The organism is Bariatricus sp. SGI.161, assembly GCF_050313695.1.
In the GTDB taxonomy this organism is placed as follows: domain Bacteria; phylum Bacillota; class Clostridia; order Lachnospirales; family Lachnospiraceae; genus JAFBIX01.
In genome coordinates this window covers 25,837-47,140 of the sequence record NZ_JBNPLX010000024.1, presented here as the reverse complement: position 1 = coordinate 47,140, position 21,304 = coordinate 25,837, and the positions used below count along the sequence as shown (strand labels likewise).

General features: G+C 38.7%; 27 protein-coding genes and 1 pseudogene. 22 read left to right on the top strand and 6 right to left on the bottom strand.

The genetic code is table 11. The features are described from left to right. From ACQRBH_RS13380 to ACQRBH_RS13345, 8 genes and pseudogenes are all read left to right on the top strand, one after another. A pseudogene (locus tag ACQRBH_RS13380) lies at positions 1-415 on the top strand (hypothetical protein); the annotation flags it as partial. A gap of 1 nt (position 416) precedes the next feature. Beyond that, positions 417-1,055: a hypothetical protein gene (locus ACQRBH_RS13375; RefSeq protein WP_080656483.1), complete on the top strand. Its 639-nt coding sequence runs from the start codon at positions 417-419 to the stop codon at positions 1,053-1,055. 15 nt (positions 1,056-1,070) lie between these two features. Beyond that, complete coding sequence (locus tag ACQRBH_RS13370) at positions 1,071-1,802, top strand: AlkZ-related protein (protein ID WP_028086462.1); 732 nt, start codon at positions 1,071-1,073, stop codon at positions 1,800-1,802. Positions 1,803-1,834: 32 nt separating this feature from the next. After that, positions 1,835-2,584, top strand: a complete 750-nt coding sequence (locus ACQRBH_RS13365) for a hypothetical protein (protein ID WP_049947064.1) — start codon at positions 1,835-1,837, stop codon at positions 2,582-2,584. A 12-nt stretch (positions 2,585-2,596) separates the two neighbouring features. Further along, a complete protein-coding gene (locus tag ACQRBH_RS13360; protein WP_026648897.1) occupies positions 2,597-3,664 on the top strand; it encodes a macro domain-containing protein in 1,068 nt (355 codons plus the stop codon). 12 nt (positions 3,665-3,676) lie between these two features. Further along, entirely contained in the window at positions 3,677-4,375 is a 699-nt protein-coding gene (locus ACQRBH_RS13355; RefSeq protein ID WP_049946888.1) for a hypothetical protein, read from the top strand. Positions 4,376-4,525: 150 nt separating this feature from the next. Beyond that, on the top strand, positions 4,526-5,854 hold the full coding sequence (locus ACQRBH_RS13350; protein WP_044924450.1) for an ADP-ribosylglycohydrolase family protein: 1,329 nt from the start codon (positions 4,526-4,528) through the stop codon (positions 5,852-5,854). After that, positions 5,838-6,506 carry an SIMPL domain-containing protein gene (locus ACQRBH_RS13345; RefSeq protein WP_026648895.1) on the top strand — a complete coding sequence of 223 codons (669 nt, stop codon included), beginning with the start codon at positions 5,838-5,840 and terminating at the stop codon, positions 6,504-6,506. Before ACQRBH_RS13350 ends, ACQRBH_RS13345 begins: the two co-directional genes overlap by 17 nt. Before the next feature lie 66 nt (positions 6,507-6,572). On the opposite strand, the gene ACQRBH_RS13340 is transcribed toward ACQRBH_RS13345, so the two are convergent. After that, positions 6,573-7,931, bottom strand: coding sequence for a relaxase/mobilization nuclease domain-containing protein (locus ACQRBH_RS13340; protein ID WP_427762044.1), 1,359 nt, complete (start codon positions 7,929-7,931; stop codon positions 6,573-6,575). Beyond that, positions 7,898-8,221: a MobC family plasmid mobilization relaxosome protein gene (locus ACQRBH_RS13335; RefSeq protein WP_026650133.1), complete on the bottom strand. Its 324-nt coding sequence runs from the start codon at positions 8,219-8,221 to the stop codon at positions 7,898-7,900. Before ACQRBH_RS13335 ends, ACQRBH_RS13340 begins: the two co-directional genes overlap by 34 nt. A gap of 282 nt (positions 8,222-8,503) precedes the next feature. Here ACQRBH_RS13335 and ACQRBH_RS13330 point away from each other — a divergent pair, with 282 nt between their 5' ends. Next, entirely contained in the window at positions 8,504-9,259 is a 756-nt protein-coding gene (locus ACQRBH_RS13330) for an 8-oxo-dGTP diphosphatase (RefSeq protein ID WP_049946956.1), read from the top strand. 72 nt (positions 9,260-9,331) lie between these two features. On the opposite strand, the gene ACQRBH_RS13325 is transcribed toward ACQRBH_RS13330, so the two are convergent. The 3 genes from ACQRBH_RS13325 to ACQRBH_RS13315 all read right to left on the bottom strand — a co-directional run bounded on the left by ACQRBH_RS13325 (position 9,332) and on the right by ACQRBH_RS13315 (position 10,743). After that, positions 9,332-9,625, bottom strand: a complete 294-nt coding sequence (locus tag ACQRBH_RS13325) for a hypothetical protein (protein WP_026650130.1) — start codon at positions 9,623-9,625, stop codon at positions 9,332-9,334. 33 nt (positions 9,626-9,658) lie between these two features. Next, positions 9,659-10,213: an ImmA/IrrE family metallo-endopeptidase gene (locus tag ACQRBH_RS13320; RefSeq protein ID WP_026650129.1), complete on the bottom strand. Its 555-nt coding sequence runs from the start codon at positions 10,211-10,213 to the stop codon at positions 9,659-9,661. 77 nt (positions 10,214-10,290) lie between these two features. Further along, positions 10,291-10,743, bottom strand: coding sequence for a helix-turn-helix domain-containing protein (locus ACQRBH_RS13315; RefSeq protein WP_026650128.1), 453 nt, complete (start codon positions 10,741-10,743; stop codon positions 10,291-10,293). A gap of 194 nt (positions 10,744-10,937) precedes the next feature. Between ACQRBH_RS13315 and dinB the strand changes: the two genes are divergently transcribed. The 7 genes from dinB (at position 10,938) to ACQRBH_RS13280 (ending at position 16,592) form a co-directional block, all read left to right on the top strand. Beyond that, the gene (dinB, locus tag ACQRBH_RS13310) at positions 10,938-12,182 is read left to right on the top strand and encodes a DNA polymerase IV (RefSeq protein WP_044924451.1); all 1,245 of its coding nucleotides are present in this window, start codon (positions 10,938-10,940) and stop codon (positions 12,180-12,182) included. A gap of 20 nt (positions 12,183-12,202) precedes the next feature. After that, a complete protein-coding gene (locus ACQRBH_RS13305; RefSeq protein ID WP_026650126.1) occupies positions 12,203-12,442 on the top strand; it encodes a hypothetical protein in 240 nt (79 codons plus the stop codon). Between the two features lie 275 nt (positions 12,443-12,717). After that, complete coding sequence (locus ACQRBH_RS13300) at positions 12,718-13,263, top strand: hypothetical protein (RefSeq protein ID WP_026650125.1); 546 nt, start codon at positions 12,718-12,720, stop codon at positions 13,261-13,263. Between the two features lie 331 nt (positions 13,264-13,594). Continuing rightward, positions 13,595-14,155 carry a sigma factor-like helix-turn-helix DNA-binding protein gene (locus ACQRBH_RS13295; protein WP_026650124.1) on the top strand — a complete coding sequence of 187 codons (561 nt, stop codon included), beginning with the start codon at positions 13,595-13,597 and terminating at the stop codon, positions 14,153-14,155. A 105-nt stretch (positions 14,156-14,260) separates the two neighbouring features. Beyond that, positions 14,261-14,566, top strand: coding sequence for a thioredoxin (gene trxA, locus ACQRBH_RS13290; protein ID WP_028086464.1), 306 nt, complete (start codon positions 14,261-14,263; stop codon positions 14,564-14,566). A 12-nt stretch (positions 14,567-14,578) separates the two neighbouring features. Continuing rightward, on the top strand, positions 14,579-14,899 hold the full coding sequence (locus tag ACQRBH_RS13285; RefSeq protein WP_028086465.1) for a rhodanese-like domain-containing protein: 321 nt from the start codon (positions 14,579-14,581) through the stop codon (positions 14,897-14,899). A gap of 1 nt (position 14,900) precedes the next feature. Continuing rightward, entirely contained in the window at positions 14,901-16,592 is a 1,692-nt protein-coding gene (locus ACQRBH_RS13280) for an FAD-dependent oxidoreductase (protein ID WP_073106970.1), read from the top strand. Positions 16,593-16,710: 118 nt separating this feature from the next. Here ACQRBH_RS13280 and ACQRBH_RS13275 read toward each other — a convergent pair whose 3' ends face one another. Next, positions 16,711-17,394, bottom strand: a complete 684-nt coding sequence (locus ACQRBH_RS13275) for a Crp/Fnr family transcriptional regulator (protein WP_044924472.1) — start codon at positions 17,392-17,394, stop codon at positions 16,711-16,713. Positions 17,395-17,504: 110 nt separating this feature from the next. On the opposite strand from ACQRBH_RS13275, the gene ACQRBH_RS13270 reads away from it, so the two are divergent. The 6 genes from ACQRBH_RS13270 (at position 17,505) to ACQRBH_RS13245 (ending at position 21,186) form a co-directional block, all read left to right on the top strand. Further along, on the top strand, positions 17,505-18,425 hold the full coding sequence (locus ACQRBH_RS13270) for a hypothetical protein (protein ID WP_028086467.1): 921 nt from the start codon (positions 17,505-17,507) through the stop codon (positions 18,423-18,425). 85 nt (positions 18,426-18,510) lie between these two features. Continuing rightward, the gene (locus tag ACQRBH_RS13265; RefSeq protein WP_222891074.1) at positions 18,511-18,837 is read left to right on the top strand and encodes a hypothetical protein; all 327 of its coding nucleotides are present in this window, start codon (positions 18,511-18,513) and stop codon (positions 18,835-18,837) included. A 119-nt stretch (positions 18,838-18,956) separates the two neighbouring features. Further along, a complete protein-coding gene (locus ACQRBH_RS13260) occupies positions 18,957-19,157 on the top strand; it encodes a 4Fe-4S binding protein (protein WP_222891075.1) in 201 nt (66 codons plus the stop codon). Continuing rightward, positions 19,154-19,738 (top strand): 4Fe-4S binding protein, encoded by a 585-nt coding sequence (locus ACQRBH_RS13255; RefSeq protein ID WP_055195153.1) that lies wholly within the window; start codon positions 19,154-19,156, stop codon positions 19,736-19,738. The genes ACQRBH_RS13260 and ACQRBH_RS13255 overlap by 4 nt, the downstream gene beginning before the upstream one ends. 98 nt (positions 19,739-19,836) lie before the next feature. Beyond that, positions 19,837-20,610 (top strand): NifB/NifX family molybdenum-iron cluster-binding protein, encoded by a 774-nt coding sequence (locus ACQRBH_RS13250; RefSeq protein ID WP_055195155.1) that lies wholly within the window; start codon positions 19,837-19,839, stop codon positions 20,608-20,610. 189 nt (positions 20,611-20,799) lie between these two features. After that, a complete protein-coding gene (locus tag ACQRBH_RS13245; RefSeq protein ID WP_044924454.1) occupies positions 20,800-21,186 on the top strand; it encodes a helix-turn-helix domain-containing protein in 387 nt (128 codons plus the stop codon). The last annotated feature ends 118 nt before the right edge of the window (positions 21,187-21,304 follow it).

Here is a 21,304-nt window from a genome sequence, read left to right as displayed (position 1 = left end):
TTTGGAACAAAGGGAAGGCAGAATCAATAGATTTAAGTGTCTGGCAATAAGACAGAATGTTGCTGATAAATATGGTAAGGCAGATGGTATCACATTTAAGCGAGACATATGGACAGAAATGTTTGAAGCTGCTAAAGCGGAAAAGCAGAATGACCAGTCAGAGCTTGTACCATTCTGGTGTTTCGGAAAAAATCAGAGTGTAAAAATAGAAAGGCTTGTGCCAATGTATCCTATGAGTAAGGATGAGGTTAATTATGAAAGGCTGATAAAGATTCTGTCTCTTTACCGGCTTACATTAGGGCAGGCAAGGCAGGAAGAACTTCTGGAGTATTTATTCAAAGAGTTCAAGGAAACAAGTGGATTGAAGAAATTGTTTATCGACTTGAGTCCATTTTCAAAGGGAAAAGAAGGTTGATATGATGAGAATACTTTTTTGTAACATAGCGTGGATGAAGGAGTATCGAGGAAATGAAGATGGAAAGGATATTCCGTTAAATGGTGGAAGCTATGTTGATGAGACAGGAGATGCTCATGAAAAATATAATTTTACACCGGTGAATATGGAGGGAAGGGAAGGCTTATATTGTCTGGGATTTTTTGAGACAAAATCACATAATGGTAAAGATGTCAATCAAATGCGGATTGAGAATATTGCAGGTTGTGAACTATTAAAAAAAGAAGAATCAGTAGATGATGTGCTTGTTGTTTATTGTGCAAAGCATCCGGCACATAAGTTTACGACGGTCGTGGGATGGTATAAACATGCTACAGTTTACAGACATTATCAAGAGGCAGTGTTTGCTCCAGAAGATATACAATATTACAATGCAATTGCAAACTCATCTGATTGTGTCTTACTTCCTGCAGGGATCAGATCAAGAAAGGTACAATGGGAAGTCCCAAGAAAATCAAATGGTTGGGCTTATGGATTTGGACGGGCAAATGTGTGGTATGCAAGTGAAGAAGATAGCCGGTTACAAGATTATCTTACGAGATTAGTAAAACAGATTGATGAATATGATGGCGAAAATTGGATTGACAAGTACGCTGAGTAATGAGGTACATATATTATGGGAAACGAATCAGGTGAATGGATTATGCATGGCATGAAGTGGGACAACCCGGAATGTATCCATTCTGTAGATGAAGCAATCAAGTATATAAATGAATTTGGCTTTTTACCATTATTTAAGAATGATATAGATGGGTTTTCACTTGAAGAAAGAACTGTTCCAGAGTACTGGTGGAGTGATAATCCGGAGATTGATCCATGGATGTGGCGGGCTATTATAGCAAGGCGGCATGATATCGTCTATGGAAAGTTCTTTGATAAGAAGGCAGGATTTATATCAAAAAAGTGGCTTCCTGTATTTGCTAATTATCGCCGGGATGGATATGATTTTGATGCATTATATGATGATGGGAAAGCACCTAATAAGCATAAAAAGATAATGGTCAATTTTATGGAAGATAATGCTGATTCAGAGATTTATTCAAATGAATTGAAAAAACAGGCTGGATTTGGTAAGGATGGAGAAAAGGGATTTGATGGTGCTATAACGAATCTTATGATGCAGACATATCTGTGCAACTGCGATTTTAAGAAGAGAGTGAATAAGAGAGGCATTGAATATGGATGGGATGTTGCAGTGTATTCATCTATTGAGCATATCTATGGATATGATTATGTGACTTCCTGCTATAAGGATAATCCACAGGACTCATGGAAACAGCTTGTAGACTATATGCATGAGATGTTTCCGGATGCAACGGATAAGCAGATAAGGAAAGTGTTAAAATAAAACAGTGAATTTTTGAGGTGAATATACATAAAATGAATGCAAAAAAATCCGCAGCTTATTGCAAGCTGATAGAAAATGTAAAAAACAAATATCTTAAAAATCCTATATACACAAAGAACCTGACACTTGGCTGGTGCGATTTACGTCAGGGAGAAGATTTGTGTCAGGAAATTAACCTATGGACATATTGGCAAGGGAGAGATTACGCCAAGAAGACACCACATATTAAGTATATGCTGATAGGTCAGGATTTCGGACCACCAGAAAAGGAAGAACTAAACGGTACGATTGCAAATGTCCGTAAGATGAATGATGGTATAGATGTGATGTTCCATGAAAATGTAGATTTGGAAGCAAGGGATTCACAGACGGATAAAAATATTGTCAGATACTTTGAACTGCTTGGTAAAAATGAAATTGACAAGAAAAAATATCCAGATTTGTTTTTCTGCAATTGTAATTTGGGCTATCGCAGAGATAAGTATTCTGGAAATATGACCAGAAAGATATTGGCAAATGATGCAGCCGAAATAAAATCACTGATTGACATTATAGAGCCGGAAAACATAATCTGTCTGGGTCTTGATACATCTGTGGTTGTAATACGAACTCTGATTGATAAAAAGTTTTCCTGCAATAGAGTATCTGAACTTATAGGAACTGGAGAACCTTATATTTATGGAGAAACATATATATACCCTGTAGCACATCCGGGGTATTGGGGTACAAGTACAAGAGGAGAGGATAATGTTATTGCAGATTGGAGGAGGATTAGAAAATAAGGAGGAGTCACAATGCCATTTAAGATTGTCCGAAACGATATAACAAAGGTAAAAGCAGATGTAATCGTGAATACTGCCAATCCAAATCCGATATGTGCAAGTGGCACGGACTTAGCAATATATGAGGCAGCAGGAAAAGAAAAGCTTCTCGCAGAAAGAGCGAATATCGGCAAAATTGCAAGAGGTGATATTGCTGTCACTGGTGCATATAGCCTAAATGCAAAATATATTATTCATACAGTAGGACCGGTATGGACGGATGGATTGCACCATGAATTTGAAATTCTGGAGCACTGCTATCGTAAATCATTGCAAAAAGCATTGGAACTTAAGTGCGAGAGCATTGCATTTCCATTAATTTCGACAGGAGTATATGGATTTCCGAAGGATAAGGCATTACAGATTGCTGTGTCAGTATTCAGCCAGTTTCTTACTGAAAATGAAATGGAAATTATACTGGTAGTGTTTGATAAAAGGTCTTTTCAGCTGTCCGGTCAGATTGTTGGGGATATTGATTCTTATATAGATGCTAATTACGTCAGAGAAATCCATAGAAAAGAGTATCCGTTAAGGAGCAGAAGAAGTACTCATGTAAAAGAATTGGCAGAAGAAGATTTCAATGAAGAAATGCTTCAAAGAGAAGAAGACAACTATCCACTTGAGGAAATGACAGATACTGGCATGACAGAATTGCTCATGCCGTTAGAAAATATTTCATTGGAAGATCAGCTGGCCAATATAGGAGTTTCCTTTCATGATAAATTATTTGAGCTGATTGATGAAGCACATCTTGATAATAAGGATGTGTGGAAACGGGCAAACCTTGATAGGAAACATTTTTCAAAGATTCAGTGTGATCAGAATTATCATCCAAAGAAAAAGACAGTAATGGCACTCTGTATTGCACTTCAGCTTGATCTGGAACAGTCAAGAGATTTACTTGCCAGAGCGGACTGGGCATTTAGTCCAAGCAGTAAGGTGGATCTGATCGTGCAGAAGGCTATTATAGATAAGCAGTATGATATTATGCAGCTGAATGTAACATTGTTTAAGTATACGAATGAAATTCTTGGAGTATAGGAGAAAATATTCATGAGTAGAGAGACAGATATAAAACTTTTAATGGACAATTGGGAAGAAAAACATAAAAATAATGGATATAAGCGTTTTATCAGAGATGGTATAGTGTGTGAAGAAAAATGGGAAGCACAGCATACACCAAGAGTATGTTATTTCTTAAAGGAAGCATACACTTCTAATGAAAATGGTTATAATCTGGTAGAAGATTTGCATGATTGTGAACGTCCATGGACTATGTGGAGAAAGGTAGCAATATGGACACAGGCAATATATAATGCATTTAACGATAATATCTGTGAGTATGACGATGAAGTATTACGTTCTAAGGAAAAAGAAATCATAGACCGTATTGCAGTGGTCAATGTGAAAAAAAGCAATGGCGGAAGCGAATCTGAATATGAAGATTTGAAAAAATACGCACTTGAAGACAGGCTGGAAATAAAGCGTGAATTGGAAATTATACAACCGGATATCATTGTATGTGGGAATAATCTCAGTCTATTGAAACTTGTATTAGGGGAAGAATTACAGAATGATGATACATGGGATAATATGTTGGCGCTTTGGAAGGATACATTGGTGCTTGATTATTATCACCCTGCTGTGCATTATCCTAATCGGGTTAATTATTATGCTTTAATGGCAATTTGCGATGTGGCAAGAAAAAAATATGGTACGCCAGTATGGTCAGAACAAAATGAAAAATATTAGAGAAATTAGTGTCGGTGCAATATTGTACCGGCATTTTTATTTTCTGAAAGTGTCGCCCAAACAGCGACCATATGAAGATGCCTTTTAATTATACTCATATTGTAACAGAGAAAGAGAGGTGCCGGAGTAATCCGGGAATTGGAGGCATATATGTACGGAGCAATTTTAGGAGATATTATAGGAAGTCCGTTTGAGTTTGACAGAGGTGATAAAACAAAGAATTTTGATTTGTTTAGTGAAGGCTGTGGCTTTACAGATGATTCTGTTATGACAATAGCAGTTGGAGAAGCTCTCCTGGCAGTCGGACCGGAAGCAGCAGTAAAGAAAATTGAAGATGCGGTAGCATCCAATATGCAGGATTGGGGAAAAAGATATCCACATGCAGGCTATGGTGGATGCTTCAGACATTGGCTTAAAGAAAATAATCCGAAGCCATACGGAAGCTATGGAAATGGTTCAGCCATGAGAGTGTCAGCGGTAGGCTGGCTTTATGATTCGATGGAAAGAACCAGAGAGGTAGCTAGAGCTACAGCGAATGTGACACATAATCATCCAGAAGGTATAAAGGGTGCAGAGTCAACTGCAAGTGCAATATATATGGCAAGGAATGGATCTTCAAAAGAAGAAATCAAAGCTTATATCGAGAGGGAATTTCATTATGATCTGAGTAGAACATTGGATAATATCCGAACCTACTACCATCATGTTGAAAGCTGTCAGGAAACAGTACCAGAGGCAATCATCGCATTTCTGGAATCCAAAGATTTTGAGGATGCCATACGGAATGCAGTATCACTTGGTGGAGATACGGATACGCTTGGTGCTATTACAGGAAGTATTGCAGAAGCATTTTATGGGATCCCAGCTGTGCTGATTGCAGAGTGTAAAAGCCGGATTGATAAGGGACTGATGACGGATGTTCTTGATGAATTTGATCATGTACTTGGCAGGAGCGTGGATACTTATTCAGATGAAGTGGATGAGACACAGGCAAATCAGATGATTGAGGCAGCAATCGACCAGTATTATATTCAGCAGGATAAAAATGGAATGCTGTTATTTATGGAAGTTATGGTAACAAGAATGCAGCAGGCAGGAGAAGTTATTGTTCCATATATCACGGAAAATCCTTTTATGTCGGAAGAACAGATAAGTAAAGTAAAGGCTGGTGACACGATTTCGCTTGACCATGATGTAAGACTTAAAATAGAGACTGTAAAAGATGCTGATGAAAAAGAATGGATTGGAGTATTTACATCTTCTGAAGAGATGCATAAGGGTTCTGCTGGAAATGTGCAGATGAATCAGTCTATTGAATCAATACTTCGTCTGGCACTTAATTGGGAACAGGTGAATGGAATTGTGATTAATCCGTTTGGTAAGTATATTCAGATGACAAAGAAGATGATAGAGCTTTTAATCAATGGGTATGAATATAATGAGAATGAAAGGAAGAGCAAAGATGATGAGAACAATTAAAGTTACAGGAAAAGGGAAAATAGCAGTAAAGCCGGATAAAATCCGGTTATATGTCAACAAGGAAGAACTTTGCAAAGAATATGAAGATACTCTCCGAAGGTCAACAGAAGATACAGAGCTTCTCAAGGATTTGTTTGAGAAACTTGGTTTTCAGAGAAAAGACCTTAAAACAGTATATTTTAATGTCGATACAGAATATGAAAGCTATCAGGACAGAGATAAGAGCTGGAAGCGAAGATTTAAAGGTTATAAGTATAATCACCATATGAAAATAGAGTTTGCAGCTGATAATAAAAGATTAGGGCAAGTCCTTTACGCTTTGGCTCATAGCTCATTAAGGCCAGAGTTTTCTATTGAGTATACAGTGGCAGATGTAGAAAAATGTAAAAATGAGCTGTTACATAAAGCAATCGAGGATTCCATTCAAAAGGCACAGGTGCTTACAACAGCAGCAAATGTGAAATTGGGTGAAATACAGGCAATTGATTATTCTTGGGGAGAGATAGATTTTGTAACAAAGCCATTGAATGAAATGAGATTAATGGAGTGTACGGAATGTGAAATGAGTGCACCGGGAGCATATGATATAGATATTGAGGCAGACGATATTAATGTTACTGATACGGCAACTGTAATATGGGAAATTGCATAAAGAGGAAGATATAAATAGATTAGACGAAAAGCAAGAGGCACCGTTAAAGTAGGTACCTCCTTCTTTTTAGAGAGTTAGCTCTTTTTCTGATATGGGAATTTGCATCTCCGGAGCATTAAGTAGTGCTGTGAAATTCTGTCTAATGATATTCAGTGTCTTCTGCTTTTTCTGCAATTCTTGTTTTTCCCGGACAGTAGCAGCTTGTTCAGATTCAAGATTTTCTATCCTATTCTGGATTTTATTAGAGCTTGGGATTTTGGTAACACCGAGATCCTGAAGCTCTTTTTTTAGTGAATCGTGCAGTTGGTATTCTGCTTGATGTTTGGTTCGGTATGCTTTTGGATTTTTAGCAGATTTGCAATCTTCAATTACCTTACGGCAGAGCCGGTAAGAATCACAGTGTTTCTGAATGACTTTCTGTGTACTCAGCTCATTGTTGATTTGTATTATTCTCTGATCAGCCGCATTAACAGAAGCATCAACATCAGAAAGATGCTGTTGGAAATCTTCATAATTCAGCAGGTTATTTTCGGAAAGATAGTTGAAGGTGCGTGCCGCTTCTTTCAGATTATTCAGTTTTGCCCAGCGTTCAAAGCATTCACGATTGCCTGTTGTGATATAGGTGGAGATATTGATATACAGGCGAGCTTCTCTGGACAGATGCCTTGGAGCTTTTATTTTGTTACGGTTTTTTGCCAAACGGATGCGGACATTTTCTTCTGAATAATAGCTTCCAAGAGATTTCATATAAGTGAAGTTTTTCTGTTCCGGTGCACGGAAGGACAGGTGTTTTCCCTGTCGGACTTCATATCCGGCTAACTGCATTTTTTGTAAAAATTCCTCATAGTTGATGGAAGTCCAGATTGCTTTATCAACTGCAACACGTAGCTTGGCTTTCCAGCTGGTGCCACGATGATATTCCATGTTCTCCTTATAACTTTTGCCTTTTTCTCCGGTTGGCATACTGGTGGCAAGTCCATTTTCATGGCAGATACGATTACTGATCCGGCAGATTTTATGGTAGCTCCGCTTATTGGAAACATACTTGTGATGATCAACAAAACTTGCTGCATTAAAGATGATGTGGTTATGGATATGATTTTTATCAACATGGGTGCTTATCACATATTCATATTTTCCTTTCAGTACTTCGTTTGCAAATTGTTGCCCTAAGCGATGGGCAGTTTCGGCATCAACTTCTCCAGGTTTAAATGACTGGATCAGATGAAATGCCAGGTTATCACCTTTGTCCATTCCATTCTTTTTTGCCATTTCTCTTGTCATAGAAAATTCAAGATCTGCAGTTTCCGGGGAACAGCCAAAACTGGAAACTAACAGTTTTTCTTCTGTTTTATCTGGATTCGTGATGTAGTCCAGAGCTTTCTTGTCTGTTACTTTAATTGGGAAGATCTTAAGATACGCCATAATTCTTTCACCATCTCTTTTAATTCTTGCTTTTCTTCCGGATACAGATCACCGGTGCTGTTTACTTTTTTGGCAATCTGATTAATATTCACACCGATCTTATGCATTTCCTCATACTGTTTCTTCAGTGGAGTGGTATCGGTGTTGACGATGTAACCGTCGATTGCCATTTTACGAAGATAAGCTCCCATATTTTTTGTCTTTGATTCAATCATCTTTCTACGAATAAGCTTTTTTTCTTCTGGGGAAACACAAAACAAAATCTGTATATTTCTTTTTCTCTTTGCCATAGGCAGATTCTCCTTTCTTTGGTTCTTCGAAGTAGTGACTTCTGTGTTTTTAATTTAGGGCAGGGTTCCCTAAATTGCTGGTTTTCCGGAAGTGTATATACACTTCCTGTCCTTGCTATTTACCGGTGGCACAGCCGCCGGAAGAGAGTCTTAAAAAAGAACCCTCTATAAATAAGGTACTGAGAGAAGAAAAAGAGGACATCGAAGCTCAGAAGTATGACGCAAGCATGATTCTGTGGTATAGTAAAATCTGAATGAAAAAGAAGAAAAGAGGTCAAACCGATGTCACGGAAAAACCATAAGATGATAGATGGGAGATTACTGCAAACGAATAAGAAGTATTCCCAGTTAAAAATGAAGCAGAAAGAAAAGATTGCGGAATGGATGTTTCAGGCAACCAGAGATTATTATATGAAAAAATGTACTTTTCCGAGTGACAAACATCTGGAAGAAGTGGTGGATTCTGTTTATGAAAAAATTGAAGATGCAGAAATCTGGATTCCGTATGGAGAGGTCTTCAAGCATTATAAATCCAAACGATCGGATATCAACAAACGTGTCAGAAAATCTCTGAATGAAAAAGAAGAGAGTCAGATTGAGAAGGTCTGTTTTATGAATATGTGTATGATTCAGGATCATAAAGGGAATGTACTGGCTCTGGATAAAGTAAATGATAGCTATACCGGTACAACTTTTCCAGGCGGTCACGTAGAAGCAAATGAGATTTTTCAGAAATCTATGATTCGGGAAGTCTGGGAAGAAACAGGACTTACGGTTGAAGCACCGAAGCTTGGAGGATTATATCATTGGCATAAGAGCGGAGTGCACTATGTTATTACCTTGTATAAAGCGGATAAGTTTACCGGAGAATTAAAGAGTTCTGAGGAAGGAAGAGTTTATTGGATTCCGCTGGAAGAGTTAAAAACAAAAGAACTTGCTACAGGTATGGAACACGTTTTGCGGATTCTGGAATCAGAGAAGGTGGACGAGTGCTATATGCATCTGGAAGCAGATGGATATGTGGGAGACTTGTATTAAAGAATTACATGAGAAATGGCTGCCTGCTCATTGGAGAAAAGACAGCCATTCTTTATAAGATACATCATTCATCTATTCTGTTTTTTGCGGTTCGTTTTTGGAAGTGAAATTAATATATTTGGCACGTTGTAAAATTGAAATAACTGCATCAATGCTTTCAGGATTGGAGAAGCTCATGATAAAAGGTTCTTCTTTAAATTCCATGGGTTCGAACCCAGGATTCTGATCTGGATTCTTGAGTATATGGATGGGACGTGCACTCTGATTATAAAATGCCAGTTGTGCGGAATCTGTAGTGTTACCGATGACACCAATGCCTACATCCCCTTTTCCAAAGTCTATTCTATGTTTATTTAAGTTGATCATTTTCAAAAATCTCCTTTTTCAAAAATAGCATATTTAGTAATTTTCTATTATTCCCGAAGTAGGGATATCTTTTAAAAAGTCACTGTTGGAAGTAATCGGAGAATCTACAATCTGAACGCCGCTTCGTTTCATCATTCGGAATTTGAAATCAAGAAGTTCCGGTGGAACTTTCAGTTCTGCGGCAGCCTGGAAAAAGGACATATCAGCGTTAAGCATCTCCAGGACATCTTCATCTTCCAGAAGATAATCAGCGGCAAAGCAATTCGCTTCATATTCACATTGTGACACTCCATCGAATAATTCAAAATCATGAAAACACTTGATCTGAAGGGGTTTCTGATGAAGGAGTGCGTGACCGATCTCGTGGATCAGGATAATCTGCTGTATGATTTCCGGTAGGTCGCAGTTAATGACGATGCAGGTCTTTCGACATTCCCGCATACAGAAGCCTTTGCAACAGTTTGGATCAGTTCCAAGCGGAAGCTTTTTAACAATAATATGCATAGCGGCTGCAAGGCGGTACGGATCACTTTCCTGATATTTTGCTTTTACTTTATTAACAGTGTCTCTTATACATTTTGAACTCATAAAAACACCTCGATATTTCATAAGATAGTTTGCTGCAAGTATAGAGTAGCAAAAGTGCTGTACGAAAATACGGACACCTATGAATCACTTTCCATTTCAGTGTTTTTCTTTTTCCGTCCAAATGTCTTTTTGGCTTCCATCTTACAGGAAAGATATGCTTTGGTTACAGCCTGATAGAAAGCATCTTTTGCTTCTTCGTCGAGTTCGCCACCAGCAAAAAGAGCACGGTTGGCTTCGAGAATCTCATTGATGTCCCTGGCTCCTTTTTCACCAAGCTGTCCATTGACTTCATCAATATAATCCATTTTTTCAATTCCGTAAGAAGGATCTGTGATCTCATCATGTTTCAAATAATCGTAAGAGACATTCAATGCATGAGCGAGCTTTCTCATAGTAGAGATTCGTGCGATGGTGCCGGAACTTTCATAAGCTGCGATCGCACGCTGGGATACGCCGACCAGTTCTGCAAGTTCTTTTTGTGTCAGATGATTTTGTTCTCGTTGATATTTAATCTTGTCTGAAAAATTCATAGTGGGATCCTTTCCAAGTTTTTGAAATCGTAACTTCATCAACTTTATAAAAACTATTGACAGAGTTCATTATCACGTATAAAATACAAACAAATGTTCGTGAAGTTAGTAGAAATTATAATCTATAAACTTCACAAAGTCAATATGAAGCAAAGAACTTTTATTATGATTTTTAAGACTGGTAGGTGAATGTTATGAGCAGGACAATTCTTCATTCAGATATGAATTGCTTTTACGCAAGTGTTGAGATGCTGCATCATCCAGAACTTGCCGGGAAGCCGATGGCAGTCGGTGGTGATCCGGAAGCAAGACATGGAATTGTGCTGACTGCAAACTATATTGCGAAGCGAGCCGGAGTAAAAACAGGCATGGCATTGTGGCAGGCAAGACAGGTTTGCCCAGAAATAATCTTTGTACCGCCTCGCATGGATCTTTATTTGAGGTTTTCCAGAATGGCACAGGAGATTTACAGTGAATACACAGATCAGAGAGAACCATTTGGGATTGATGAAAGCTGGCTGGATGTGACCGCCAGTACTTCTATCAAGGGAGACGGAATGAAGATTGCAAAAGAGATCAGCAGTCGGATTAAATATGAACTGGGGGTTACCGTAAGTATTGGTGTTTCCTGGAATAAGATATTTGCAAAGCTCGGTTCTGATTATAAAAAGCCGGATGCCATTACAGAGTTTTCCAAAGACAATTACAAGGATATTGCATGGAAACTTCCAGTAGGTGATTTACTCATGGTCGGAAGAAGCACTGAACGGACGATGAAGAAACTTGGCATTTGTACAATCGGAGATCTGGCAGGAGCAGAACCTTCTATATTAGAAACATATCTTGGAAAGATGGGATTGGTACTTCATACCTTTGCAAATGGATGGGATGAAACTCCAGTTTTGGTAGAAGGATATAAAGTACCGATCAAGTCTATCGGGAACAGTACAACAACGCCAAGAGATCTTGTTAGTGAATTGGACGTGAAGATTATTTTGATGGCTCTTTCAGAAAGTGTAGGAGCCAGGCTTCGTGAAAATGGTTTTCAATGCAGGACAGTAGAAATCTCGATTCGGGATAATGGATTGTATCATTTCACGAGACAGTGCAAGTTGGACAGGGCAAGTAATCTTACAGAAGAAATTGCCAGAACTGCATTTGAGTTATTCCAGAAAAACTATAATTGGGAACATCCAATTCGTAGTCTTGGTGTTCGAGGATGTGATCTGGTATCAGAAGAGATGCCGTATCAGCTTGATTTATTTATGGATGAAACGAAGAGAGAAAAAATCAAAAAGATGGACCAGGTGGTAGATGAGATCCGTGGAAGGTTTGGCTATCAGAGTATTCAGAGAGCATTTATGTATCAGGATAAGATACTGGCACAGCTGAATGCTAAGGAACATACGGTTCATCCACAGGCATATTTTCATGGATAGGAGAGAGCAGGTGTTTTGTAATGACAGCTAAAGTGTATGTAGATGTCCTGGCAGTATTCAGCCGGGAAGGAGAATTGATCCCTACAGCGTTTGTCTGGGAAGATGGACGTAAGTATGCGATTGATAAGGTTTCAAAACCGGAGCGTTGTGCCAGCCGAAAAGCTGGCGGAACCGGATATCGTTATACCTGTCAGGTGGGTGGAAAAATCTGTCATCTGACTTATGAAGAAAATTATAAATGGTTTATGGAACGTAAATAACGGCGTCCTAAAAGGGAGCCCTGAATCAGGGCCCCCTTTGGAGAGATAGATATTCGATGAGAACATCAGCAGTCGGGGATACATCCTTTCCCGTGAGAACCGATTGCTTTCAATAGATCATACAGTTGCCGATCAGCCAGAAATAGAAGCTATCCCACAGCGGATATTTCTGCGGAATCTGCATGAAGAGATGTTAGGACAGTGACAGACTGTGAATGGAACAAACAATACAATGATTGGTCTGGCTGCGGAAGCGGTCGGGAAGGAGGACAATTATGCAGAGAATACAGGATATGTTTATCAATATGGAAGAAGTGGCAGAGGATGCTTATAAGAATACGGAATTATTGCTGAGTCAGTATACTAAAGTAATGTTCCGTATTGAGAAGAACCTTGTGGATATAGATTATGAAATGTATGCAGAGGAAGGGAAGCATCTGAAGGAAATGTTATATGATCTGGTAGATTTCGATGCGACTGCAGAGAAACGCAGAATCCAGGAAAAGCTTCTGAATAATGATATGAATCTCTGTTTGCTGGAAATCATGAGAGATTCCCTGATAGCTTTGAGGGATTATCCAAAAAATGGACAGCTGTATTATCGGCTTTTGAAATATAGATATTTTGAAGCAGGAAATACCAATGAAGATGTGATGCTGATGCTGGATGATATGCCAAGCACTACTTATTATCGAAACCGTAAGAAAGCAATCCGTTTGTATGCAACAATGCTCTGGGCATTTACACGTCCGGAAAAGATACAGAATAAGATGGAGGAAATAAACTGGAAGAAAAGTGGAAGTAAAGTGGCAGTGAACTGACAGTAAACTGGCATGTGAATGGTATTACAATGAAAATACGTGCATGTTAGAATTGATATGCTGAGAGAAATAGACCTTCGCAGACGTAATGTTTGCGGAGGTTTTTCTTTTCTCAAATTTTAAGGCATCAGGCTGTGCCCGGAAGGGCATGGCCTTTTTTTATACCCAAAAACAGGTTGCAGATTTGAAAAAGCTTCCTTTTTAACAGGTAGATGCCGGAAAGGAAGAGCATATCAAGATGCAGGGAAGAGGCAGGCATTATGCCAGATATCCATGATTTTCGATTTGTCACAAATCAAATCAACAAAAACGACAAATCGGAGAAACAATCATGGAAGAAAGAAAATACACATTTTACGACAGATATCAGAAGGTGAAATACGCTAATATTACAGCAGAAGAGCTGGAAGTTCTTAATATTTTTTATAATAAGGAACATTATATGTTTGATCAGCAGCATCAGAGAAATAATACAGTATTATTTTGTGGATTAGAATCAGAAAACGGTTGTGCGACAGACTTTATCGCAGATAGTGGACGTGACATTGCATCGGATATTACAACTGAGATCTTCTTTAAAGAACTCTTCAGCGATCTGACAGAGAAAGAAAAGAAAATCGTGAGCGATTATTTTATCATGGGAAAACAGGTTAAAGAAACAGCAGAGGAACTGGGCATCAGCACACGTCAGGTGAGTAGAGACAAGAACAGTGCTTTGGCAAAAATGTTGAAGAGGATGAAAGCAGCTGGATATGAATCATATGCTGAGGCGGCAGGTGCATTTCTGCAGGAAAGCGATTATATTCCAACACAGATGGAGACACAGAACTCGATTATGAAGAAAAGGACCGGAGAAGTGAGACTGCCATCAGATCATAAGATGAAAAAATAAATTAGTTAAAAATTAATCATGATAATAATGTGATGATATCACAGAAAACAAATGAATTTCAGATTATAATAAAGCCACAAAAGAAAAAACAAGGAGGACTGTAAAATGTCTGCTATTAATATCAATAAAAATAATTTTCAGAATGAAATAATGGATTCCGAGAAAACCGTTCTTTTAGACTTTTGGGCTCCTTGGTGTGCTCCTTGTCGTATGGTGGCTCCTATCATAGAGGAGATAGCAAGTGAACGCCCTGATATCAAAGTTGGAAAGATCAATGTGGATGAGCAGCCAGAACTGGCAAGTAAATTTGGTATTATGAGTATTCCAACTTTGGTGGTTATGAAGAATGGGAAGATTGTAACAAAAGTTTCAGGGGCAAGACCTAAGAAGGCAATCTTAGAGATGCTTTAAGGAGGTGCGTTAATGGGATTTTTTGATTTTTTAAAACAGGCGAATATTAATCAAGGGATAGAGGAATATAAAAAGACTGCTGGTGCAGTTCTGCTGGATGTTCGTACGCCGCAGGAATATCAGGAAGGGCATATACCAGAAAGTAAAAATGTGCCATTGCAACAACTTAACAATGTTGTTTCGGTAGTGAAGAATACAGAAATACCGCTGTTTGTATACTGTTATTCCGGAGCCCGAAGTCGTCAAGCAACTGGGATGTTGCAACGAATGGGATATTCTAAAGTAAATAATATTGGTGGCATTGCTGCTTATTCAGGAAAGGTGGAAAAATAAGATGAAGGTAATAATCGTAGGCGGTGTAGCCGGAGGAGCTACAGCTGCAGCAAGAATACGAAGATTGGATGAACATGCAGAAATTACTGTGTTTGAAAGATCCGGATACATATCCTATGCGAATTGTGGGCTTCCATATTATATCGGAGACGTGATCACAGACCCGGAAGAACTTACACTACAGACACCAGAGAGTTTTTTTAAACGATTCCGTATTAACATGAAAATTCATCATGAAGTTATCTCCATACATCCGGAACGAAAAACGGTTTCAGTGAAAAATTTAGAGAATGGTGAGATATTTGAAGAAAACTATGATAAGCTGATCCTCTCTCCAGGTGCAAAGCCAACACAGCCGAGACTTCCCGGAGTAGGTATGGATAAACTTTTTACACTTCGTACTGTAGAAGACACTTTTCGGATAAAGGAATATATAAATAAGAATCATCCAAAATCGGCTGTATTGGCAGGTGGCGGTTTTATTGGTCTGGAACTGGCAGAAAATTTGAGGGAGCTTGGCATGGATGTTACAATTGTCCAGCGGCCTAAGCAGCTGATGAACCCATTTGACCCGGATATGGCATCCATGATCCATAATGAAATGAGAAAGCATGGGATAAAACTGGTACTGGGCTATACAGTAGAAGGATTTAAAGAAAAGGACAATGGAGTAGAGGTTCTATTAAAAGATAATCCATCCCTTCAGGCTGATATGGTGGTGCTGGCAATCGGAGTTACACCAGACACAGCATTAGCAAAAGAAGCTGGTCTGGAACTTGGCATCAAGGGAAGTATCGTAGTGAATGACAGAATGGAAACTTCTGTACCGGATATTTATGCAGCAGGTGATGCAGTTCAGGTAAAACATTATGTTACGGGTGATGATGCGCTGATCTCTTTGGCCGGACCAGCCAACAAGCAGGGCAGGATCATCGCTGATAATATTTGTGGTGGTGACAGCCGTTACCTGGGCAGTCAGGGAAGCTCCGTTATCAAAGTATTTGATATGACAGCAGCCACTACAGGTATCAATGAAACCAATGCCAAAAAGTCAGGATTAGATGTAGATACAGTAATTCTTTCTCCTATGAGTCATGCCGGTTACTATCCTGGTGGAAAAGTGATGACCATGAAGGTGGTTTTTGAAAAAGAGACTTATCGTTTGCTTGGTGCTCAGATTATTGGATATGAAGGAGTTGATAAACGTATTGATGTGCTGGCAACAGCAATTCATGCAGGGCTGAAGGCAACCCAGCTGAAAGATCTGGATCTTGCATATGCACCGCCGTATTCCTCTGCCAAGGATCCTGTAAATATGGCAGGATTCATGATAGACAATATAGCAAAAGGTACCTTAAAACAATGGCATCTGGAAGATATGGATAAGATTTCTAAAGATAAAAGTGTTGTATTGCTGGATGTGAGAACTGTAGGTGAGTTTAACAGGGGGCATATGGATGGATTCAGAAATATTCCTGTAGATGAACTAAGGGAACGTATCAATGAAATTGAGAAGGGAAAGCCTGTTTACTTGATATGCCAAAGTGGTCTGCGCAGCTACATTGCCAGCCGTATTCTGGAAGGAAACGGTTATGAAACATACAACTTCTCCGGTGGATTCCGCTTCTATGATGCAGTGGTTAATGACCGTGCGTTGATTGAAAGGGCATATGCATGTGGTATGGATTATTAAAAAATAATCACAATAATTTTATAATTTACTTGTAGCGTAAAAAGATCCCCCATTTATTAGAATGACTTTCACAATTCTGATAAATGGAGGATTCTTTAGATGTCATAGAAAAACAGTTTTATGATCTTTGTAGTGTTTCCAGTCTTTTCGAATCAAGGATGGTGATTTTGCCGCGTGAGAGTTTGACGAGACCATCGCCCTGAAAGTATCGAAGCATTCGAGTGATCACTTCCCTGTGGGAACCAAGATGGTTTGCGATAGTTTCGTGAGTGATTTTCAGTTCATTTGTTCCTTCGATAGAGGTCTCTTCTAAAAGAAATGAAGCAACACGCTTATCCAAACTCTTCCACATGATCTGTTCAATCAGCCACATGACATCAGAAAAACGGCTAGCCATTAATTCATTGGTATAGTTTGCGACGGGAGCCGATTCCTTCATGATGTCCTTATAGATTTCAGCAGGGATGATCCAAAGATCAGTATCTTTTTCTGCTTCAATGGTTACTTCAAATTGAATGGACTGCATGATACATGAGGCGGATAAAAGACACATATCCATATCGAACAGGCGGTAAAGTGTAATTTCTCGTCCTTCATCTGAAAGTATGTAAGTTCGAAGCTGCCCGGATTTAACCAGTAATAATCCAGTACAATCCAGGTTTCCGTTGTGAATGATCGTTCCTTTTTTTACATCCCGTGTAATCAAATTGTCTGAAATTACTTTTTTCTGTGCTGTATTTAAGTCATTCCATAGTGGAAAATAATTTTCGAAGCTCATAACAGTTATCTCCTTTACGAACATAGTATACTTACTTTTTTTAGATGCGTCAATTATATAATTGACATATGCCATAAATAAAAATATACTGACTATAGTACATGACTGTTGTGAATATGAGGGAGGGATAAATAATGCAGGGAGATGTCAGTTTTACATTTTTGGACCGAATTGAAGAAGTAGAACTGAATATTGTAGATAGACGATGGCAGTCTGCACTGGCATTGGCATTGACTTTGCCAGATATTTGCGGAGGTATTGCTTTCCCGGAAATTGTTAAACATTATCGAGATGGCCGGGTTATGCTGGATCGGCAAAAGAATCCGACCCGTGATGTGGGAACCCAGTATATTCGCTGGTTTGATGAATATGCAGGGGACTACTTTAAACTATCTCAATCCGATGAAAAGCCATATATTTGCGGAGAACGCTGTTGGCAGCTTCGATGTGAATATCTTCATCAAAATAAAGGATTTTTGAATGATGAAAATAATATACGCTTTCATCTTGGACTAAACTGTGGAATGTCAGTTTGTCAGTTGGAAAGTATGAACATACAGGAGAACGGAAACGATATTCGTATAGACATAGAACAGTTTTGTCTGAGGATGTGCAAGGCAGCAAAGAGTTATTATGATAAAGTTCATTTGGAAAAAGACTTTAGTCTCTATAATACACCAGTTTTGGATTTTATTCAGGTAACACAAAAAAAGAAAGCTGCTTCTATTATTGCACTGGTCTGTGGCAGTGAACGTTATGCAAAAGGATTAAAAGAAACATTGCAATTTATTTCAGATCAGATCATGCTGTTTTACACACCGGAAAGTGCTAAAACAAGATTAGGCAGACATAAGCCGGATCTTTGGATTGTTACCGAAGATATGACGAGCCAACCGAATCAGCCATGGCGTGCGGACAGGACAACACCTGTAATTTTAATCACAGGCAATCCTGATGCTGTTGAAATTAAAAAGAATTCAGGAAAACTAACTGTTCTTTCTATGCCATTATCAATAGTTGATTTGCGGAAAACCGTCGAAATATATGTGTCGTGAGGAGAAGTTTATGCTGTACATAATACTATTATTTGTATTTGTAGTTGTATATTTGATGATGCTTATGCGGAGACAGAAAGAAAAGATGAGCGAAATTAAAATACAAATAGATCAACTGCAAGCACAACATGATCGATTGCAGAAAGAAAGGGATCAGTTACAAGAACGGATGAATCATCTGGAAGAGCAACGAGAACACTTGCAAATGCAAACAGACCAGGCATTTCGGAGTGCTGATGAAATCGAGAAAATTTACGATGAGATATGGAATCATGCTAATACCATTCACCTTTACTCTTCGTTAGCTGAAGAAGAAAGCAAATCTATAACAATGAAAGAAAAACAAAAAGAAATTATTCGAACAACTGAGGAAATTCTAAACATCATATATAAATATAAAGGTAATGTATAATAAAAATATGTCATTGTAATGATTAGCGTTCAAGGTAAATTCTTATGTAATAATATCACAGAAGGATTTACCTTTTTCAGGTACAATAGAGATACAAAATTTGAAAGGGGAACAAAGCATTGGCAAAAAGAATGGCAAGTGTCGATAAAAAAAGATGTGTTGCCTGCGGAGTATGTGAAAATACTTGTCCGCTGGCAGCTGTCAAAGTTTACCATGGATGTTATGCTGTGGTAGAAGAAACAGTGTGTGTAGGATGTGGAAAATGTGCAAAGTCCTGTCCGGCAGGTTGTATTGAAATGAAAGAGAGGACAGCGATGTGAAGAAAAAGAAACATTGGTATGATTATTTATGGATATGGGCGATCCTTTATTTTGCTCTCGGTTTTTTTAATATTTTGTTTGCTTGGTTTGGGATGATTGATTTCCTGTTGCCGTTAGGAATAGCGATATTCGGTGAAAATAAATTTTTCTGTAATCATTTGTGTGGACGTGGCCAGCTTTTTAGTAAGCTCGGTGGGGATTTAAAATGCTCAAGAAATAAACCAACCCCGCGATGGATGAGTTCAAAATGGTTCCGATACGGCTTTTTGATATTTTTCCTTACAATGTTTGGGAATATGGTGTTTCAGACATATTTAGTTGGTGCCGGATCATCATCCTTGCGTGAAGCCATCAAATTATTCTGGACCTTCCGTGTTCCGTGGGGATGGACATACACTGCCGGAACAGTAGCTGATTGGGTGGCACAGTTTAGTTTTGGATTTTATAGTTTGATGCTTACATCTTTGTTGTTAGGGTTGATCGTAATGGTGTTATATAAGCCACGAACCTGGTGTACATTTTGTCCAATGGGAACAATGACGCAGGGTATCTGTAAATTAAAAAATAATGAAAAGAAGTAATACTATAAGGTGATTCATAAAAGGCATATGTCAAAAACATTATTGACATATGCCTTTTATAGGGCTATTATATAAGAAAAGCGAGAAAGGAGCAGTTTATGCCGAGACCAGTAAAATGCAGAAAAGTCTGTCATTTCCCCAATGTTTTAGAATTTCTTCCGGCAGATGATACTGAGAAAAAAACACCCATTGTTCTAACGGTAGATGAGTACGAGACAATCCGTCTTTTGGACAAGAAAGGTTACAGTCAGGAGCAGTGTGCAGCATCTATGCAAGTCGCAAGAACAACGGTCCAGCGAATTTACGAGATCGCCAGGAAAAAGATCGCAGATGCACTTATCGACGGGCATCCACTCAAAATTGAGGGCGGAGATTTCAGAATCTGTGACGGTCAGAGCGGCAACTGCAGCTTTGGAGGATGTTACAAACAGGAAATTTACAAAAAATATGCAGCAGAAAAAGGAGAAGGTATCATGAGAATAGCAGTAACATATGAAAATGGACAGATTTTCCAGCACTTTGGACACACAGAGACATTTAAGATTTACGATGTAGAGGAAGGAAAAGTAGTACATTCAGAAGTAGTAGATACGAATGGAAGTGGACATGGCGCATTGGCAGGAGTTCTTAATGCATTGAATGCAGACGTTTTGATTTGTGGCGGAATTGGAGGCGGCGCACAGACAGCGTTAGCGGCAGCAGGCATCAAGCTTTTCGGAGGAGTTTCCGGAGATGCGGATGAAGCAGTAGAAGCTTTTATCAATGAAACACTTGAGTATAATCCGGATGTGAAATGTTCTCATCACGAGCACAACAACGGGGAAGGACATACATGTGGCGAGCATGGATGTGGAAGCCACAGTTGTCATTAAGAAGTGAGATTGCCATCGGATCATAAGATGAAAAAATAAAAGGTATTGATCTATAAAGAGGGAAGGGAACCCGCATCATCAAATTTGCTTGTGATGTCGGGTTCTCTTTTTATTTGCATAATGATATACTTTTATTGTGGTTAGAAAAATAAAGCATGTACAAAACTCATAGGAGAAAGATGTATACTTATGACAACATTTGGTGATAAAATTAGGAAGTTGCGAAAAGAGAAAAAAATGACTCAACAAAAGCTGGGTGATATGGTGGGCGTTTCTCATAGAACAATTCGATCTTGGGAAGTTGAAGGACGATATCCGAAGCAGAGTAGTTTATATCAAAAACTGGCAGATGCATTTCAGTGTCAGGTTTCTTATCTTATGAATGATAATGAAACCGTGTGCTTGGGTAATGATGAGCCAAGTGAATATGCTGGTGCTAAACAGGCAAGGCAGATTCTTGAACAGGTAGCTGCTTTATTTGCCAGTGGAACTATGACCAATGAGGACAAAACTATTTTCATGGATGAGATGACGAGACTTTATCTGGCATCAAAAAAGAACAGAAGAAAATGGTAAGAAGAAATGAACTGTTTTGTTTTCTTGCTTGATAGAAAAGAAGAATAGAACGTATAATAGTGTTAATGATCCAGAGAAGATTGCTCTGGAAATAGAATTATTCGTACCAGTGGTGCGA

Coding starts and splice junctions, on each gene's coding strand:
- ACQRBH_RS13265 (WP_222891074.1), top strand. CDS start 18,511: ATGAGCGAAATTAAAATACAAATAGATCAACTGCAAGCACAACATGAT.
- ACQRBH_RS13355 (WP_049946888.1), top strand. CDS start 3,677: ATGAGTAGAGAGACAGATATAAAACTTTTAATGGACAATTGGGAAGAA.
- ACQRBH_RS13325 (WP_026650130.1), bottom strand. CDS start 9,625: ATGATCAACTTAAATAAACATAGAATAGACTTTGGAAAAGGGGATGTA.
- ACQRBH_RS13365 (WP_049947064.1), top strand. CDS start 1,835: ATGAATGCAAAAAAATCCGCAGCTTATTGCAAGCTGATAGAAAATGTA.
- ACQRBH_RS13245 (WP_044924454.1), top strand. CDS start 20,800: ATGACAACATTTGGTGATAAAATTAGGAAGTTGCGAAAAGAGAAAAAA.
- ACQRBH_RS13320 (WP_026650129.1), bottom strand. CDS start 10,213: ATGAGTTCAAAATGTATAAGAGACACTGTTAATAAAGTAAAAGCAAAA.
- ACQRBH_RS13375 (WP_080656483.1), top strand. CDS start 417: ATGATGAGAATACTTTTTTGTAACATAGCGTGGATGAAGGAGTATCGA.
- dinB (WP_044924451.1), top strand. CDS start 10,938: ATGAGCAGGACAATTCTTCATTCAGATATGAATTGCTTTTACGCAAGT.
- ACQRBH_RS13250 (WP_055195155.1), top strand. CDS start 19,837: ATGCCGAGACCAGTAAAATGCAGAAAAGTCTGTCATTTCCCCAATGTT.
- ACQRBH_RS13305 (WP_026650126.1), top strand. CDS start 12,203: ATGACAGCTAAAGTGTATGTAGATGTCCTGGCAGTATTCAGCCGGGAA.
- ACQRBH_RS13345 (WP_026648895.1), top strand. CDS start 5,838: ATGATGAGAACAATTAAAGTTACAGGAAAAGGGAAAATAGCAGTAAAG.
- ACQRBH_RS13275 (WP_044924472.1), bottom strand. CDS start 17,394: ATGTTCGTAAAGGAGATAACTGTTATGAGCTTCGAAAATTATTTTCCA.
- ACQRBH_RS13315 (WP_026650128.1), bottom strand. CDS start 10,743: ATGAATTTTTCAGACAAGATTAAATATCAACGAGAACAAAATCATCTG.
- ACQRBH_RS13335 (WP_026650133.1), bottom strand. CDS start 8,221: ATGGCAAAGAGAAAAAGAAATATACAGATTTTGTTTTGTGTTTCCCCA.
- ACQRBH_RS13280 (WP_073106970.1), top strand. CDS start 14,901: ATGAAGGTAATAATCGTAGGCGGTGTAGCCGGAGGAGCTACAGCTGCA.
- ACQRBH_RS13270 (WP_028086467.1), top strand. CDS start 17,505: ATGCAGGGAGATGTCAGTTTTACATTTTTGGACCGAATTGAAGAAGTA.
- trxA (WP_028086464.1), top strand. CDS start 14,261: ATGTCTGCTATTAATATCAATAAAAATAATTTTCAGAATGAAATAATG.
- ACQRBH_RS13285 (WP_028086465.1), top strand. CDS start 14,579: ATGGGATTTTTTGATTTTTTAAAACAGGCGAATATTAATCAAGGGATA.
- ACQRBH_RS13340 (WP_427762044.1), bottom strand. CDS start 7,931: ATGGCGTATCTTAAGATCTTCCCAATTAAAGTAACAGACAAGAAAGCT.
- ACQRBH_RS13360 (WP_026648897.1), top strand. CDS start 2,597: ATGCCATTTAAGATTGTCCGAAACGATATAACAAAGGTAAAAGCAGAT.
- ACQRBH_RS13300 (WP_026650125.1), top strand. CDS start 12,718: ATGCAGAGAATACAGGATATGTTTATCAATATGGAAGAAGTGGCAGAG.
- ACQRBH_RS13350 (WP_044924450.1), top strand. CDS start 4,526: ATGTACGGAGCAATTTTAGGAGATATTATAGGAAGTCCGTTTGAGTTT.
- ACQRBH_RS13330 (WP_049946956.1), top strand. CDS start 8,504: ATGTCACGGAAAAACCATAAGATGATAGATGGGAGATTACTGCAAACG.
- ACQRBH_RS13295 (WP_026650124.1), top strand. CDS start 13,595: ATGGAAGAAAGAAAATACACATTTTACGACAGATATCAGAAGGTGAAA.
- ACQRBH_RS13370 (WP_028086462.1), top strand. CDS start 1,071: ATGGGAAACGAATCAGGTGAATGGATTATGCATGGCATGAAGTGGGAC.